The 18,094-nt window shown below is 70.6% G+C and carries 5 protein-coding genes; all 5 read left to right on the forward strand.

Annotated features, from left to right (window positions below; genetic code table 11):
* Window positions 1–78: 78 nt before the first annotated feature.
* The 5 genes from OG453_RS37815 (at window position 79) to OG453_RS37835 (ending at window position 18,067) form a co-directional block, all read left to right on the forward strand.
* The gene (locus OG453_RS37815) at window positions 79–624 is read left to right on the forward strand and encodes a hypothetical protein (protein WP_266873053.1); all 546 of its coding nucleotides are present in this window, start codon (window positions 79–81) and stop codon (window positions 622–624) included.
* 84 nt (window positions 625–708) lie between these two features.
* Window positions 709–912, forward strand: a complete 204-nt coding sequence (locus OG453_RS37820) for a hypothetical protein (protein ID WP_266873054.1) — start codon at window positions 709–711, stop codon at window positions 910–912.
* The gene (locus OG453_RS37825; RefSeq protein ID WP_266873055.1) at window positions 909–8,246 is read left to right on the forward strand and encodes a SpvB/TcaC N-terminal domain-containing protein; all 7,338 of its coding nucleotides are present in this window, start codon (window positions 909–911) and stop codon (window positions 8,244–8,246) included. The genes OG453_RS37820 and OG453_RS37825 overlap by 4 nt, the downstream gene beginning before the upstream one ends.
* 18 nt (window positions 8,247–8,264) lie before the next feature.
* A complete protein-coding gene (locus tag OG453_RS37830) occupies window positions 8,265–14,846 on the forward strand; it encodes a neuraminidase-like domain-containing protein (protein ID WP_266873056.1) in 6,582 nt (2,193 codons plus the stop codon).
* Window positions 14,843–18,067 (forward strand): hypothetical protein, encoded by a 3,225-nt coding sequence (locus OG453_RS37835; RefSeq protein WP_266873057.1) that lies wholly within the window; start codon window positions 14,843–14,845, stop codon window positions 18,065–18,067. The genes OG453_RS37830 and OG453_RS37835 overlap by 4 nt, the downstream gene beginning before the upstream one ends.
* The last annotated feature ends 27 nt before the right edge of the window (window positions 18,068–18,094 follow it).

Here is an 18,094-nt window from a genome sequence, read left to right on the forward strand (position 1 = left end):
TCCCGGCAGCCCTCGGGGCGGGGGCGGCGGAGGCTGGTTCCTCGGCATCGCCACGACGGATCGCAGGGGGAGCTGACCATGACGGACTACCGGCACTCGGTCGCCGACTACGCAGACCAGCGAGCGGAGTTGGTCAAGCGAGTCGCGGAACACATTGAGCAGAGTCGGCAGGAGCACCAGCGCAAGGGCATGGTGTTCACCTCGGTCACGCCCGAACAGCTTCAGCACAAACTGGAGCGGACCAACAGCCCCATGATCGTCTCCCAGGGGTGGAGCGGCTCCGCGCCGGTCGGTGGAACGCTCAGCTACACCGTCGGCATCAGCAACCCGGACCCGGTCGACCGGGGCTCCCTGTTCGTCCATCTCTTCATCGGGCCGGCCAATATCGCCCCGGATGTGAGCGAATCCGTGTCGGCGGTCGACCCCCGCTTCCCGCGCCTGACCAAACCAGGGTTCGCGGGTCTCGTGGTCAAGGCGGGGGCGTTCGAGCACGTCGAATTCACGATTCCGGTCCCCACTGTGGAGAAGTCGAACTACCTCGGGAACTCCTTCCTGTTCCAGTCGACCTGGCACGATCCGGGTACCTACCTCGATCGCAGCCTCTTCGTCTTCGAAGTCACCTGAGCCGACCGTCGAGACCGCCGTCGCCGCACCGTTGTGACGACGACCAGGGCACCACCGGCACCGGGCACGAGACGCGAGGGACGTATGGCCGAGGACCGCACGGCAGACGGCCGGGAGGGCGGTCGAGGCGTCGTCACGCCGACGATCAGCCTTCCCCGGGGCGGCGGTGAATTGCGCGGGGCGGGCGAGAAGTTCGCTGCCCATCCGGTGAGTGGAACCGGGGCAATCGGCCCGCTGGCCGGCTTCTCGTATTCCGACGTGCAGGCCCTGCTACGGGTGCTGCCATGAGCGCGGCCGAGCGCACCGGATCCGTCGCGCCGCCCGCGATCTCGCTCCCTCACGGGGGCGGCGCGATCCGCGGCATCGACGAGAAGTTCACCGCCGCACCGGCCACCGGCACCGGCTCCCTGACCGTTCCCCTCGCCCTCAGCCCCGGCAGGTCCGGGGCGAGTCCCCGGCTCGCGCTCACCTACAACTCCGGCTCTGGGCAAGGGGATTGGGGTCAGGGGTGGGCGCTGCCCCTCGCCGCCGTCACTCGCAGGACCGACCGCGGGCTGCCCCGCTACCAGGATGTCCACCCAGAATCCGACGACTTCCTCTTCCTCGGCGAGGAACTCGTGCCCGAACTCCGGCAGGCGGGCGACGCATGGGCGCATCCGGCGCAGGACCGCGGCGCGTGGCGCGTCGAACGCTACCGGCCGCGGATCGAGGCGGCCTACACCCGCATCGAACGGTGGACGGACCGCGTGAGCGGCATCGCCCACTGGCGCACCCTGGACCGCGACAACGTCACCACCCTGTACGGCGCGAGCCCGGAGAGCCGCGTCGTCGACCCCGCCGACGCCCGCCGGATCTTCTCCTGGCTCGTCTGCGAGAGCCGGGACGACAAGGGCAACGCCGTCCTGTACCGGTACGTGGCGGACGACGACGCGGACGTGGACCTGGGCCAGACCCATGAGCGCGGCCACCGGGCGCGCGGCACGCAGCGGCACATCAAGCGGGTCCTGTACGGCAATCGCACCCCCTACGCCGCGGGGGAGCGGCTGCGGGACCGCACGGACTGGATGTTCGAGGCCGTCTTCGACTACGGCGAACACGACGCCGATGTCCCCGCGCCGAGCGCGGCGCCGGGCCGCACCTGGACCTGCCGCCACGACCCCTTCTCGACGTACCGCGCGGGATTCGAGGTCCGCAGCTACCGTCTGTGCCGGCGTGTCCTGATGTTCCACCACTTCCCCGACGACCCGGCCGTCGGGCGGAACTGCCTGGTCCGCTCCACCGACTTCGGCTACCGGGGCGACCCGGCCCGGGGCGAGCCGCGTGGCTCGCTGCTCTCCTCGGTCGTCGTCAGCGGATATACCCGGCAGGCCGTCGGCTACCGCAAGAAGTCGCTGCCGCCGCTGGAACTCGCGTACAGCGAAGCCGAGTTGAGCGAGGAGCTACGCACCCTGGACCCGGACAGCGCCACGCATCTGCCCATCGGTGCCACCCAGTGGGCAGACCTGTACGGCGACGGCCTCGCCGGTGCCTGGATCGACGTACCGGACGGCTGGCTGTACAAGCCGAACCTCGGACCGCTGACCGGCGACGGCACCGCGCGCCTCGGTCCCGCCGTGCCCGTACCCACTCGCCCCACCACCGGCCGGGTCGGCCGGCTCGCCGATCTGACGGGCGAAGGGCGCCTCCATCTCGTCGACTTCACCCGCCCCGTCGCCGGCTCCCACGCGCGTACGCGCGTGGACGGCTGGTCGCGCTTCACCCCCTTCACCAACCTGCCGGACCTCAACTGGGACGACCCCCAACTGCGGCTGCTCGACGTCACGGGCGACGGCCGTGCGGACGCCGTGCTGACGGCGGAACACGCGCTCACGTACTACCCCTCCCTCGGTGCAGCGGGGTTCGGGCCCGCGCGCCGGATGCCGCAGGCCCGGGACGAGGACACCGGACCGCGGTTGCTGTTCGACGACGGCACCCAGTCGGTCTTCACGGCCGACATGTGCGGGGACGGTCTGGCTGCGCTGGTCCGCGTCCGCAACGGGGAGATCTGCTACTGGCCGAACGTCGGCGGCCGTTTCGGCGCGAAGGTCACGATGGACGCCGCCCCCTGGTTCGACCGCGCGGAGCTGTTCGACCCCCGCCGGATCCGGTTCCTGGACAGCGACGGCAACGGCTGTGCGGACGTGTGCTACCTCGGCCGCGACACCGTCCGCCTCTGGCTCAACCGGTCGGGCAACCGCTGGGACCCGCCCCGGGTGTTGCATGCCCTGCCGCGCGGCACCGGCGCCGCCGACGTCACCGTCACCGATCTGCTCGGCAACGGAACCGCATGCCTGGTGCTGACCTCCCCCCTGCCCGGGGATGCCCGCACCCCGGTCCGCTACGTCGACCTCATGGGCGGCATCAAGCCCCGCCTGCTGACGGAGATCCGCAACAACCTCGGCGCGGAGACCGTCATCACCTACGCCCCGTCGACCGCCTACGCCCTCGCCGACCGGATGAAGGGGCAGCCTTGGGCCACCCGGCTGCCGTTCCCCGTCCACGTCGTCGCCGCCGTGCGGACCAGGGACCGCATCAGCGGCAACCTGTTCACGACCCGCTACTCCTACCGCCACGGCCACTACGAGGACCGCGAGTTCCGCGGGTTCGGCCGCGTGGACCAGCTGGACACCGAGGAGTACGAGGTGCTGCGCGGCACCGGCCCCGTACCACCCGCGAATGTCGACAAGGCTTCGCATGTCCCGCCCGCCCTGACCCGGACCTGGTACCACACCGGCGCCTACACGGAGGGCGGCCGGATCTCGCGGGCGTACGAGGACGAGTACTACCGCGAACCGGGACCCACGGCCGGCGACTTGCTGCTGCCCGACACGGTGCTGCCTGCATCGGTGCGAGGGACCGCGGACGAGCGGGAGGCGTGCCGCGCACTCAAGGGCTCGATCCTGCGCCAGGAGGTCTACGGCCTGGACGCCACACCGGACGTCCCCTACACCGTCTCCGAACGCAACTACACCATCGAGCCCCTGCAGCCGCGCACCGCCGGATACCGCCACGCGGTCATGGCCGTCCACGCGCGCGAGACAGTCGACTTCCACTACGAGCGCAGGCCCGACCCACGGGTGAGCCACTCGCTGACCCTGGAGACCGACGCGTACGGCAACGTGCTGGCAGCGGCCGCCATCGCCTACGGACGCCGCGGCGTCGACGTCTCGCTGCCCGAGGAGGATCGCGCCCGACAGCGCCGCAGCCACGTCACGTACACGGAGACCCGGCACACCCTCCCCGTCGAGGAACCGGACGCCTACCGCGCGCCGCTGCCGTGCGACGCCCACACCTTCGAACTCCTCGGAGCGGTGCAGGGCAGCGGACTACTGAGCTTCGAGACGGTCGAGGCCAGGGCGGCCGAAGCCGCCGCCGCACCCGACGTCCCGTACGAGAACGAGCGGGGCACCGGTGTGCCCGTCGGAGCGGCCAGGCGGCGCCGCATCGAGCACGTCCGCACGCTCTTCAGGCGCGAGGATCTCGACGATGTCCAAGGGTCGCTGCCCCTCGGTCAGTTGGGAAGGCGCGCGCTGCCCTACGAAACGGCGAAGCTGGCTCTCACGCCGGGACTGATCGCCCAGGAGTACCGGCGCGACGGCGAGGACCTGCTGCCGGCCGCCGCGCGGGCCACGATGCTCGGCACCGAGGGCGGCTACACACACGACGCGGACGAGTGGTGGCTGCCGTCCGGGAGGATGCACTACTCCCACGACCCCGCGGACGCCCCGGCCGCCGAACTCGCCTCGGCGCAGCGGCACTTCTTCCTCCCGGTCCGCCACCGCGACCCCTTCGGCCACGACAGCCTCATCACGTACGACGACGACATCCTGCTCGTGCGCCGCACCCAGGACCCGGTGGGCAACGTCGTCACGGCCGAGCACGACCACCGGGTGCTGCAGCCGCGCCTGGTGACCGACGCGAACGGGAACCGCACCCAGGTCCTGTTCGACACCCTCGGCCTTGTCACCGCCACCGCGGTCATGGGCAAGGCGACGGAGACCCTCGGCGACTCGACGTCCGGCCTCACGGCCGACCTGAGCGAGCAGCAGACGGCCGACTACCTGAGCGACCCGCTCACCGCCCCGCACACCCTGCTCGGACGCGCCACCACCCGCCTCGTCTACGACCTGTTCGCCTACGCGCGCACGCGCGAAGCGGCACACCCCGACCCGCCCGTGGTGGCGACCCTCACCCGGGAGACGCACGCCGCCGACCTGGGCCCCGGTGAGACCACCCGGGTCCAGCACCGGCTCGTCTACAGCGACGGTTTCGGACGCGAGATCCAGACCAAGGCCACGGCGGAATCGGACGCGGCGGGCGCCCCGCGGTGGGTGCGCTCCGGCTGGGCCGTGTTCAACAACAAGGGCAGCACCGTCCGCCGCCACGAACCCGACTTCACCCCCACGCCCGCCTTCGAGTTCGACCAGCGGGTCGGCGTCGCCACGACCCTCCTGTACGACCCGCTCCAGCGGGTCGCCGCGACCGTCCACCCCGACCACACCTACGAAAAGGCCGTCTTCGACGCCTGGCAGCAGACGACCTGGGACGTCAACGACACGGTGCTGCGCGTGGACCCGCGCTTCGACCCCGACGTGGGCGCACTCATCGCCCGGATCCCGCGCGAGGACATCCTGCCGACCTGGTACGTCCAGCGGTCGGGCGGAGCCCTCGGCGCCCGTGAACAGTCCGCCGCTACGAAGGCGGCGGCCCACGACAGCACTCCCACGCGCGTGGACCTCGACGCGCTGGGCCGTGCCTTCCGCACCGTCACCCGGTCCGCGAAGAACACCGCGCACATCGAACGCCGCCGCCTCGACATTGAGGGCAATGTGCGCGAAGTGCAGGACGCCCGCGGCCGGTTGGTCATGGTCGGCGCCTACGACCTCCTCGGCCGCTGCATTCGCACGGTGAGTATGGAGGCGGGCGGCCGTTGGCTGTTGCCCGACACCGCGGGCGGACCGCTGTACGGCTGGGACAGTCGGGGCCACCAGGTGCGCACGGTGCACGACGCGGCGCGGCGGCCCGCCGAGACCTGGCTGCGGAACGCGTCCGCCCCGGAGACACTCACCGACCGCACGCTGTACGGGGAGAGCCAGGGCGCGGCCCTGAACCTGCGCGGCAAGCCCTGGCGGACGTACGACCAGGCAGGCCGCGTCACCCACACCCGCTACGACTTCAAGGGCAACCTCCTGGAGAGCCGCCGCGCGCTCGCCGCCGAATATCGCGCCACCGTGGACTGGTCCGCGAGCCCGCCCCTGGAACCGGAGTTCGCGCCGGCCACCACGGTGTACGACGCCCTGAATCGCCCTGCCTCCCTCACCACGCCCGACGGAAGCACGACCGTCCCCGCCTACAACGAGGCGGGTCTCCTGGAAAGCGTGTCCGTGTCGGTCCGCGGCGCACCGGCGTCGCTTTTCATCTCGGACATCGACTACAACGCCAAGGGCCAGCGCACACTGATCGCCTACGGCAACGGGGCGTCCACGGACTACACCTACGACCCCCGCACCTTCCGCCTCCGCCGCCTGCACACGGTGCGCGGAGGTACGGCCTACCAGGACCTCGGCTACACCTACGACCCGGCGGGCAACATCACCGCCATCCAGGACGACGCCCAGCAGACGGTGTTCTTCCGCAACGTGCGCGTCGAGCCCGCGGCGGACTTCACCTACGACGCGCTGTACCGCCTCACCGAAGCCACCGGCCGCGAACACCTCGGCCTGCTCGCCGCGGGGGTCCACGCACCCGTCGTCGACCACCCCGGCGACCGCGACGCACTGGGCCGCTACCACGAGTCGTACGCCTACGACCTCGCGGGGAACCTCGACCTCCTGACCCACACCGGCACGGACCCCGCCCACCCCGGCTGGACCCGCCGCTTCGGCTACGAGGAACGCAGCGCTCTGGACGCCGCCCAGCACAGCAACCGCCTCTCCTGGACGGGCTTCGCGGGCACACCCACCACGGAGCCGTACGCGCACGACGCCCACGGCAACATGACGGCGATGCCGCACCTGTCCCTGATGACCTGGGACCACCGCGACCAACTGCGCTCCATGGCGACGACGGTACCGGCGCAGTCCGCGGCGGTCACGTACTACGTGTACGACGGCGCTGGCGCGCGCGTCCGCAAGGTGACGGACGGGCCGTCGGGCAAGCGGATGCGGGATCGGGTCTACTTGGGCGGGGTCGAGCTCTATCGCGCGTACGACACCGACGGCACCACCGTGAACCTGCGCCGCGAAACCCTCCACGTCATGGACGACACGCGGCGCATCGCGCTGGTGGACAGCCGGACGGAGGGGGACGACGGGTCGCCGGAGCTGTTAGTCCGGTACCAGTTCGGTGACCATCTCGACTCCGCGGCCCTGGAGTTGGGTGCGGCGGGTCAGGTGATCTCGTACGAGGAGTACCACCCGTACGGGACGACGGCTCATCGGGCGAGCCGCAGCCGGACGGATCCGCCGAAGCGGTACGGATTTACGGGTAAGGAGCGGGACGAGGAGAGTCGGCTCAGCTGGTACGGGGCGCGCTATTACGCTCCCTGGCTGGCGCGGTGGACGAGCACCGACCCATCAGGGATCGCGGGGGATGGTCCTCAGCTGTACGGCTTCTGCCGTCAGTCGCCCGTCACGCGTTTCGACCCGGACGGATCCGCGTCCAAGATCGCGGAAGTTGACGTGGTAAACCTCGCCACCGACTTCCTGGACAAACACAACATTCCGTACGCCCGCGAGGTTGACTACATAGTGAAGGGCGGCAAGCCCGGACGTCACGATCTGGTGATCGGAAAGGGAGGGACCCTTCAGATCGAGGCGAAGATCTATTCTTCATCGCCCTACACGGAAGCTCAAAAGGTGAACCATCCACTCATTCGGTTGGGCGGCGAGCAGACGGTCACGAGAAGCGCGCCGGAAATCAGCGTGAAAGCCGGCACGGTAGTGCAGAACGACCTGTTCGATCTGACCCACGCGAATGTCAATGACGAGTTCGCGAATGTCGTACGTAAGAAATTCCCGGAAAAGTTCGACACACCGGTGAAGGCGGTGCCGCCCACCGTGCGCAGAGTCGGTCCGGATGGCAAGAAGACGACGCTGGGACCGCTGAAGGCGACTCCCGTCGCTGAGGGGGTGGCCGCCCCTGCTGGCACACCGCCCGCTGGTCCTGTGGTGGCCCCTGTCGTCGAGGTTGCACCACCGGTCGGCGGTGGTCCTCCAGCTGAGAATGCCCCAACGGGTGGTCGTGTCTCTCCGGGCGTGGGCCCGGTGGTACGCGGTCTGGGCAGGGATTTGTTGGCGGCGGGGAAATTTGGGCTCGGTGTCGGGGGACTCGTTCTGGGTGCCACCGCCAGTACCCCTCATCACTGGGAGAGCTACTACGACACCGGTGATGCTGAACTTGTATACGCGCTTGGTTCAGCGCTCCACCTTCTAGGGATCGGTAAGGGAGCACACAAGCCCCCGCACATGGGAGGTGACCCGGTCGAGTACTTCAGGGGCACTCGGTTCGATGGAGTGAACTGGCCCGAGGTTTACCAGAATTGGGCAGGTCGCAACTCTTCTTCAGATCCTTCAGGGAAGTGAACGGCGGTGTGAACATCCATGACTGTCAGTGACTCCTCTCGCGCCACGGCCCGCGCCGCGACCCGCACCGTCGAAGGCCGCATCCGCGTCGACTCGGGCCCGCCCGCAGCCGGTCTGGCCCTCCGGCTCTATAGCCACGGCTTCGCCGACGCCACCACGCTGCTCGCCGAAGTCCGCACCGACTCCCAGGGGTTCTACACCTTCACGTACGAGGCCGCCGTCGGCGCCGCCGTCAACATTGAGGTGCGTGCCCTCGACGACGCGCGTGACCGCGAAGTCTCGCTGTCCCAGACCAAGTTCGACGCCGCCCAGCGAGAAGTCCTCGACCTCGTCGCCCCCGCCGCCCTTCAGGCAACCGCCCCCGAGTACACCCGCCTCCTCACCGACCTCACCGAACACCTCGGCGACCCCGCACGGCTCGCCGGGGTTCGCGAGGAGGAGGACCAGCAGGATCTGCGGTATCTGCACCGGGCCACCGGGTGGGACGCCCGTGTGCTCGCCCTCGCCGCCCGCACCGAGCAACTGCACGCCGACGAACGCACCGCACTGCCCCGCGAGCTCCTCTACGCGCTGCTGCGCATTGGTCTGCCGAGCGACCGGGAGCAGCTCGCGCTCGTGAGCCCCGGCACCGTGCGCGACGCCGTCGCGAAGGCCGTCGCCGAGGGCGTCGTGTCCCGGGAGACAGCCCGGACGGTGGGCGCGTTCCAGGAGTTCGCCGAGCGGGCCCGCCGGGACCTGAGGACGCCGGGGACCCCGTCGACGTACGGCGAACTCCTGCGCACGGCCGGAGTGTCAGAGGCCGACCAGGACGCCTTCTTCCGCGCGTGGACGCAGCACACCGGCGGCGCGGACGAGCTGTGGGACGCGGCCCGGCGCGCGGGGGTCACCGACCGCGGTGTGCAGCGGCTCCAGCTGCAGGGCCGGCTTGCGCACCTGACCCGGAACAACGCGCCGCTCGTCGAGTCGGTGATGGGTGTGATCGACCAGACCGCCGACATGCCGCGCCTCGTCGACGCCGGGTACTACAAGCCAGGTGTGTGGTTCGACCGGCTGAACGAGCTGGCCGGCGGTGACAAGAACCGGCTCGCCGCGCTCGTTCCCGACGCCTTCGCGGCGGACAGCCTCGTCGACCGCCTCACCGCGTACACCGGTGACCTCGCGGCCCGGATCCGGTCCGAGTTTCCCTCCCACGTCGTACGGGCGATGGTGCGCGCAGACGAGATACGGCTGGGGCGGCCGCACGGTGAACTCAAGCTCCCCGTCCTGGACTTCCTCGACCGGGCGCTGCCGCTCGGCTACCGCTTCGGGGAGACCCCGTTCGACACCTTCGTGGCCGACCACCGCCAGGATCTGGGCCGCCCCACCAGCGCGGCGCTGGAGGGCGTGAAGACCCTGCACCGGCTCGACCAGGTGTCCCACGACGGCCTGCCCGCCCTCGCGGAGGCGGGCTACGGCTCCGCCCAGGACGTGGCCGCGACCGACCGCGCCGTCTTCGTCACCCGCCACGCGGAGCGCCTCGGCGGCCCGGTCGTCGCCGAGCAGGTGCACCGTCGGGCCGAGCAGATCACCGCGGTCACCGCCGAAGTGGTGACTGCATTGCGCACCATGGACAGTGCGCCGTCCCTGACCGCGCTGTCCGGCACCGCCGAGGACAAGGAAGCCGCCAAGTCCCGTATCAGCAGGCGCTATCCGGCGCTCGAGCAGCTCTTCGGCTCCTTCGACTTCTGCGCGTGCGACCACTGCCGGTCCGTGCTCGGCCCCGCCGCCTACCTCGTGGACCTGCTCCAGCTGATCAACCCCGGCGACGCCGACTGGCAGCGTCACACCGCGGCCTGGTCACAAGCCCACCAGGGCCGCGCCTATCCCTACACGAAACCGTTCGACGCGCTCACCGCCCGCCGCCCCGACATCCAGCACACCCCGCTCACCTGTGAGAACACGAATACGGTCCATGCCCAGACCGATCTGTTCAACGAGGTCGCCGAGGCCTTCATCGCCCGGCAGAGCCGCAGGAGGAGGGACGAGCCGCCCCCGGACAGCGGGGAGGCCGTCACCGAGGATCTGCTGGCCGAGCCGCAGAACGTGATGCCCGCCGTGTACGACGAGCTCGCCGCCACCACGTACCCGCTCACGCTCCCCTTCGACCTGTGGACGGAGACCGTCCGCCGCTTCCTCGGCCACTTCGACCTGTCCCTGGCCGATGTGGCGGACGCGCAGCGCACCAACCCGGCGCTGTTCGCGGCCGCCGGAGAGAGCTATGGCAGGGCCGCCGTGCTCGCCGAGCGGATCGGTCTCTCACCGGCCGCGTATGCGGCGCTGCGCACGCCGGACGCCGACTGGTTCACGCTGTACGGATACGGGAGCGCGGCCGACGCCGACGTGCTGGTCTCGGCGAAGACGCTCGCCCGCCGGCTCGGCTGCACCTACCGCGAGTTGATCGAGCTGCTGCGCACCCGGTTCGTCAACCCGGCGCTGTACCGGGCGAACGGCCCCGACGGCGCGCGCGGCCGCATCGCGGTGGCACTGCACCGCATAGGGATCTCGCTGACCGATGTCTTCCGCTACCACGGTCACGCCGGGTACGTCGCCTTCGATCAGAGGGAGAAGGCGGAGTTCGAGCAGCGGCTGGCCGACGCGACCGCCCGCCACGCCGCGGCCCGTCCGGCGTTCGACGCCGCCGCCTGGCTGGCGGCGGCGTGGGCCGCAGGAGACTTCCACGGGGTCCTCGTCCTGGCTGACCCCCACCCCGGCTGTTCCTTCGAGCGGACCGAGGTGAGGCACGCGGACCGCACCCAGGCTGCCGCGGCCGAGCTGCACCGGCTCAACCTGCTGCTCCGGCTGCACCGGCGGCTCGGCATCCCGCTGCGCGACCTCGACCTCGTGCTCAGTGACTTCACCCCGTCAGGTGCGGCGGACACCGCCCAGGGCCTGCGCACCGCCCTGGTCTGCCTCGGACACCTCACCGAGCTCCACGAACTGCTCGGAGGCCGGCCGCGCGACCGGGTGCGCCTGCTCGCCTGCTGGTCACCCCTCGGCACTGGTGGGGAACGGTCTCCGTACGAGGAGGCGTTCGTCAACTCCAGTGTCCGCGCGGTGGACGTGACGTTCGATCACCCTGCGGGCCGCTGGCTGCAGGCACCGGGTGCCACCGTCGGCGAGCATCTGCCCGGACTGCGGGCGGCGCTCGGCCTGTCCACTTCGGACATCGAGCAGATCCTCGCCGCGAGCGGCCGGAGCTCCGCCACCGCGCCGCTCTCCCTGGCCGTCGTCACGGAGCTGCACCACCACCGGGTGCTGGCCGAACTCCTCGGCCTGTCCGTACCGGACCTGATCACTCTGGGACGGGTGACGGGGCTCTCGCCGTTCGCCGGGCTGTCGGCGGCCCCGCTCGCCGATGACGCCGTGGACCCGATCGAGGCGTCGACGCTGCGGTTCGTACGGTGGGCACGGGAAGCCGCCGCGAGCGGATTCACCCCCGATGAACTCGACCATCTGCTCCGGCACCGGGCCGACCCGGTGGGCCCGTACCGACCCGACCCCGGCGCGCTGCTCACCCTCCTGCTGACCCTCTCGACGGGGATCGCCCGGATCCGGTCCGAACACCCCGCCCCGCCGGCACCCGCCGCCGAGACGCGGGCGCTGGTCGAGGGGTTCGTCCTGGACTCACTGGCCGCGGCCCTCCCCGGAGACGTCACCGATGCCCTCGCGAGCGACGCCCGGCTCCTCACTCTCGACGGCAAGCCGCTCCTCGAGTCCTTCACCGCGGCGGCCGACCAGGGAGTGACCCAGGTGTCCTTCGTGTCCGCCGACGCCACGGGTCCGGCTGTGGGGGAGCGGACCGTTGCGGAGCCCGGCACCTTCGGGATCGACGAAGCGGCCTACAAGAGCGCCCGGTTCACCGGCCGCCTCGAGGTCCCGGCCGACGGCGCCTACGTCTTCAGCGTCTCCCCGCAGCGTCCCGGTGCGGCGGCCGTCCTGCGCATGCCGCAGCTGTCGGACGACCTGCTGCCCGGAGCGGGGACCGTCGAACTGCGCGCGGGCGTCCCATACGCCTTTACCTTCGAGGCACATCATCTGGAGGCGGGGCACACCCGGCTGCTCATCGAGGGCGCCGGGCTGCCCGCCCGCCCGCTGACCGGGCTGCGCCTGTATCCGGCGGCCAGTGTCGACCGGGTGGACCGTGCCAGGACCCTGCTCACCAAGGCCGTTCGGATCGCCACCGGGCTCGCGCTCACCGTACGCGAGACGCGGCACGCCCTGACCCATCGCGAGGACTTCGCGGGCCTCGACCTCGGGCGGCTGCCCACCCGGCTCGGTGACCCGGCCGCCGCCCCGCCCGGCGACCTGTTCCCCGCCTTCCTGGCCCTGACCCGGTACGCAGCCCTGCGCACGGAGTGGGGAGCGGATCCCGACGACCTCGTCACTGCCCTGGAGCGGACCCGGCGCTCGGTGCCGCAGGGCGCCGACCGCGCGGCGTTCCGGGCATCGGTCGTGGATGACGTATGCGGACGCCTCGGGGCACTGCTGCGGCGCCCGCCCGACGCACCGCGCGCCGCAGCGGACCACCTCGGACTCCTCACCGACACCTCGCAGGACGCGACGGCGGTCACCCTCACGGGACTGGCCGGGCCCGAAGGCCTGCGACGCCTGTGGACCTCGCTGCGGATGGCCGAACAACTCGGCGCCGCGCCCGCCGCCGTCGCGGACTGGGCGCGCGTCCTCGAAGGCGACCCGATACGCGCCCAGGAGACGGCACGCGCCCTGCGCGACACCGTCAGGGGCCGGTTCAACGCGGCAGGCTGGCGCGCCGTGGCCCGGCCCATCAGCGACGAGCTGCGCACACTCAAACGGGACGCCCTGGTGGCGCATCTGACGCACACCGAAGGGTTCGCCAGCGACGAGGAGATCTACGAGCACTTCCTGATGGACCCCGGAGTCCAGCCCGTCGTGCGCAGCTCCCGCATCCACGCGGCCACCGCGGCCGTCCAACTCTTCGTCCAGCGCTGCCTCATGGACCTGGAGGACACCGTCGAGCCGACGGCCGTCAACGGCCGCTGGTGGAAGTGGATGAGCCGCTACCGGGTCTGGGAGGTCGCCCGGAAGATCTTCCTGCACTCGCCGCGCTATCTCGCCCCCGAGCTGCGGGACGACAAGACCCACCTCTTCGAACAGGCAGAGAGCCTGCTGACGCAGGCCGACGTGGACAACGACCTCGTCGAGCAGGTCTTCACCGGCTATCTCCAGGGACTCGAGAAGATCGCCAAGCTGGACATCGTGTCCCTGTGCCGCGAGGTGCTGCCCGGTGTTCCGCCGGCCGAGGTCCTGCACATCGTCGGCCGCACCACCAGCGCGCCGCACGAGTACTTCCACCGGACGTACAGCCCGGCCAGCCGCGACTGGGGACCCTGGCGGCCGATCGACACCCAGATCGACGGCGACCACGTGGTGGCGGCGATGTGGCGGGGCCGGCTCCACCTGTTCTGGGTCACCTTCCTGCCCTCGGCGGAGCCCTCCGCTCAGGGACGCGGCGACTCCTTCGAGACGCTCGCCAAGAACACGGCCGGCGGCGTCGCGCAGAACCGGGTGCAGGCCCAACTCAGCTGGACCGAAAGGGTCAAGGGTCGCTGGGCGCCCCGCCGCACCGGCGCATTCGGCGGAGCGGAGAAGGTGACGGTCCCGTTCGACGCGGCGACCACCTCCCGTGTCCGGGTATACGTCACGCACGACACGGCCGAAGGGCGCGATGCCATCAAGGTCAACCTCGGCGCTCCCCTCCGCAAGGCGTTCCGGCTGACCAACAAGTACGCCCCGGGTCTGTGGGAGGACGCGGACGCGCCCCTGACATCCGTGTACACCGTCTCACCGGACGGCATACCGACCGCCCTGACCGGCAGCGGAGCCCTGACGAGGACCAACAACCTCATCCTCACCCGCGGACAGCGGGAGTACGCCACTGAACCGTTCAGCGCCCAAGTCCTGGGCACCGGCGGCGCGTTCAGCCTCGTACACAGCGACATTCCGCCGCAGTACGAGCCCTACGACCTGTTCCAGGGGCACGCCGTCGCCCCGTTCTTCTACAGCGACGCCGCGCACTCCTTCCTCGTCGAGGCGGAACCGGAGTACGTCGTCTACCGGATGTGGGTGCTGCCACCCGTGCAGCTTCCGGACCGGGTGTGGCCCAAAATCCTGACCGAACTGCCGGTCAAGGTGTACGTCCCCGCCCCAAGGGAGTTCCCGGACATCGGCCCGCGCCCGCCGATCAGCCCCTACGCCCGCCACCAGCTCGCCGACCGCCGCGACTGGCTGATCAACCCCGGTACGGTCCTTCAGCTCGGCGACCGCCTCGTCGGGCACGACGGCGGCCTCGACCTGAAGATTCTCAGCGGCCGGACCGGCACCCTCACGGGACGCAGCGGCATAGAGATCAGCGTCGGCAGCCAGGTCGCCCCCGGCAGCTCGATCGAGATCGGCGATCCGCGGCTCATCGCGGACCAGCAGTTCGCAGCCCCCGACCGGGGCCTCCTGGTCATCGGCGGCGCGGGCCTCAACGCGCCGGCCCTCGCCCACCTGAACAAGTCGGAAGGAGGCCGGCGGCCATGAGCGAGCAGCCCGTCGGGAAGAAGGTCACCGGGAACAAGGCCCTCGCCTACGAAGAGGTGCACTACCGCACGGACCTGCACTACCGGTTCACCTCGCACACCCACCCCTACGCGGGTGAACTGCTGCGCCGCCTCATCGAGGGCGGTGTGGACGCCGCGCTGGCCGCGGACACCGCCACACCGCCCCTGCGCCAGGAGTTCTTCGCCGCCGCCTACGCGCCGACGCCCGTGGTCACCAAGCCCTATCCTGTCCACGAGCTGGACTTCACGGGACCGTACGCCGGCTACCACAGGGAATTCGGCTTCCACCTCCCGCTTGCCCTCGGCCTGCACCTCAGCCGCAACCAGCGGTTCGACGAGGCACGGCAGTGGTTCTCGTACATTTTCGACCCGGCCCCGGACGGCGACGACGGCACCCTGGTGCCGCAACGCTATTGGCAGTACGCCGAGTTCAGGCAGACCGACGTCCAGTCCATCGAGAAGATCCTCACCAACCTGGCGAGCGGCGAGGACAAGGAGCTGCGGGCGCAGACCGTGCGCGCGATCGCGAACTGGCGGGAGAACCCGCTCCAGCCGCACGCCATCGCCCGCATGCGGCCCTCCGCCTACATGATGGCCACCGTCTTCGCCGTCCTCGACAACTACATCGCGGCAGGCGACTACTTCTACGGCCAGGACACCCGCGAGTCGGTCAACGAAGCCACCCAGTACTACATCCTCGCCGCGAACCTCCTCGGCCCCCGCCCGCAGTCCCTGCCCCGCAAGGCCCCCGCGAAGCCGCAGACCTACGCCCAACTCCGCTCCGGTTTAGACGAGTTCGGGAACGCACTACGTTCGGTGGAGACCGACATCCCGTTCGCCGCGATCGCACCACCCGGCGCGGGGGCGGCCTCCGACCAGAGCCGGGCGCTGTCCAGCCTGGGCACGGCCCTCTACTTCGGGGTACCGCGCGACGAGAAGCTGCTCGACTACTGGGACACCGTGGCGGCCCGGCTCTTCAACATCCGCAACAGCCTGAACCTACAGGGCACCTTCCGGCAGCTGCCCGCCAACGCCCCGGCGCTCGACCCCGCGGTCCTGGTGAGGGCGGCGGCGGTCGGCGTGGATGTGGGCGCGGTGGCCGCCGGAACCGACCAGCCGCTGCCCCTCGTACGCTTCCGCTTCCTCGCGCAGAAAGCCACGGAAATCTGCCGGCAGGCCGGGGCGCTGAGCGGCGCGCTGTTCGCGGCCATGGAGAAGGGCGACGGCGAGAAGCTCGCGGCGCTGCACGCACAGCACGAGACCGCCTTGCTCGAACTCGGTGAGAGCGTGCGCTACGCACAGCTCCAGGAGGCGAAGAAGTCGACCGAGAGCGTGCAGAAATCCCTCGAACTGGTCGCTCAGCGCTTCGCCCACTACGGCAGCCTGCTGGGCCTCACCCCCGATAAGCTGCTCCCGCCCACCCCCGATGCGCTGGTCACCGACTCCCTCGACGCCCTGCAGTTCTCCGCCACCGAACCGGACGTCGAACAGGGCGACCTCGCCTACGACATCGCGAAGGGGGCCGAGTTCACCGACGCCGGCAAACGCAAGCTCTCCACGTACGAGTACGGCGAACTGGCCGTGCTGAAGTCCGCCCAGGAGAAGCAGACCGAGGCGGCGAACGCGGAACTCATCGCCTCGCTGATCAACCTGATCCCCATGTTCGCCACCGACGTCAAACCCTTCGGGGTGGGCGCGGGCCTCGCCTTCGGCGGGGAGTACATCGCGCGCATGCTGTCGACCACGGCGGCGGCGTCCCGCGCGGAGGGCGCCCACCTCTCGTACCGGGCGGGCCTCAAGGAGAAGTTCGCCGGCTACGACAGGCGGCAGCAGGACTGGGCCCTCAACCGCAATCTCGCCGCCGGTGAACTCACCCAGATCTTCAAGCAGTTGCGGGCCGCGCAGCTGCGCGAGTACATTGCCGCCCGCGAGTGGACCCACCACATCAAGCAGAAGTCCCAGGCCCGGGAGATCCAGCAGTTCCTGTCCGGGGAGACCGGAGCCAAGGCGGTCACGACGGCGGTTCACGCCTACCACCGTCGCGAAACCCGCGGCCTGTTGACGCGCGCCATCGACCTCGCCCTCGAAGTGGCACGCAAGGCGGAGCGGGCGCTGCAGCACGAACTGGGCGACCCGGCCGTCTCGTTCCTCACCTCCGACTACCTTGCGGGCTCTGAGAAGCTGCTCGCCGCCGACCGTCTCGCCCTGGACATCCAACGCATGGAGACGGCCTACGACGACCTGAACGAGCGCGAGTACCAGATGGTCAAGCACCTGAGCCTGGCCCAGACCGATCCCCTGGCGCTGATGCGGCTGCGGGCGACGGGCCGTTGCTCCGTTTCGCTGCGGGAGGTGGACTTCGACGCGGACGCGCCCGGTCAGCTCTTCCGCCGCACCAGCTCCTTCGCGGTGAGCGTCCCGGGAGCCACGCCGTACGGCACCGGCATCAACCTCAAACTGACCCTGGTCAGGAGCGCCATTCGCACCAGCACCTCCCTGGACGGCGGCTACGCCCGCCGCGACGACGACACACGCTTCTCCGAGCACTTCGGCGCGGTGGACGCCGTCGTCGTGTGCGAAGGCGTACGCGACACGGGGCAGGACCCCCGGGACGACGAACGCCTCAAGAAGTTCGAGCGCTCCGGCGTGATCGGCGACTGGGAACTGGAACTGCCCCACGAAATCCCGCAGTTCGATCCCTTCACCCTCGACGACGTACTGCTGCACGTGGTGTACACGGCGCGCGAGGGTGGCCGCCCACTGCGCCAGGGCGCGGTCGACCACCTGGCAGAGCGCCTGAACGAAGGAACGGGCCCCGGGTCGGTCCGCCTTTTCTCAGTCCCCGCAGAATTCCCCGGCGCCTGGGCCCGGTTCACCAACGACGACGCCCCTCGCCCCCGCCTCGCGCTCCCGTTGCGGGCCGAGCACTACCCGTACTGGAGTAAGGGCCGCCTGGACAGGATCACGGGCGTCCACCTGCTGGCCCGCACCGACGGCCCTCTCCGGGTCTTCGCGAGCAGGGCGGCCGGCGCCGAGCCAGACCCGGTCTCCGTCCGCCTCGGCCCCGAAGTCAGGACCGGCGAACTGAACCACGTTCCGCTGCCGCCCCCGATCACCCCCGAGGACCGGGACTTCACCCTCTACTTCGACGGCAACACCATGAAGGACCTATGGCTTGCCTTCACTTGGGCAAAGGCGTGACCTGCTCACGCGGCGCGGTCGGCACCG

It is taken from the genome of Streptomyces sp. NBC_01381 (assembly GCF_026340305.1).
Classification (GTDB): Bacteria; Actinomycetota; Actinomycetes; order Streptomycetales; family Streptomycetaceae; genus Streptomyces.

Coding starts and splice junctions, on each gene's coding strand:
- OG453_RS37820 (WP_266873054.1), top strand. CDS start 709: ATGGCCGAGGACCGCACGGCAGACGGCCGGGAGGGCGGTCGAGGCGTC.
- OG453_RS37815 (WP_266873053.1), top strand. CDS start 79: ATGACGGACTACCGGCACTCGGTCGCCGACTACGCAGACCAGCGAGCG.
- OG453_RS37825 (WP_266873055.1), top strand. CDS start 909: ATGAGCGCGGCCGAGCGCACCGGATCCGTCGCGCCGCCCGCGATCTCG.
- OG453_RS37835 (WP_266873057.1), top strand. CDS start 14,843: ATGAGCGAGCAGCCCGTCGGGAAGAAGGTCACCGGGAACAAGGCCCTC.
- OG453_RS37830 (WP_266873056.1), top strand. CDS start 8,265: ATGACTGTCAGTGACTCCTCTCGCGCCACGGCCCGCGCCGCGACCCGC.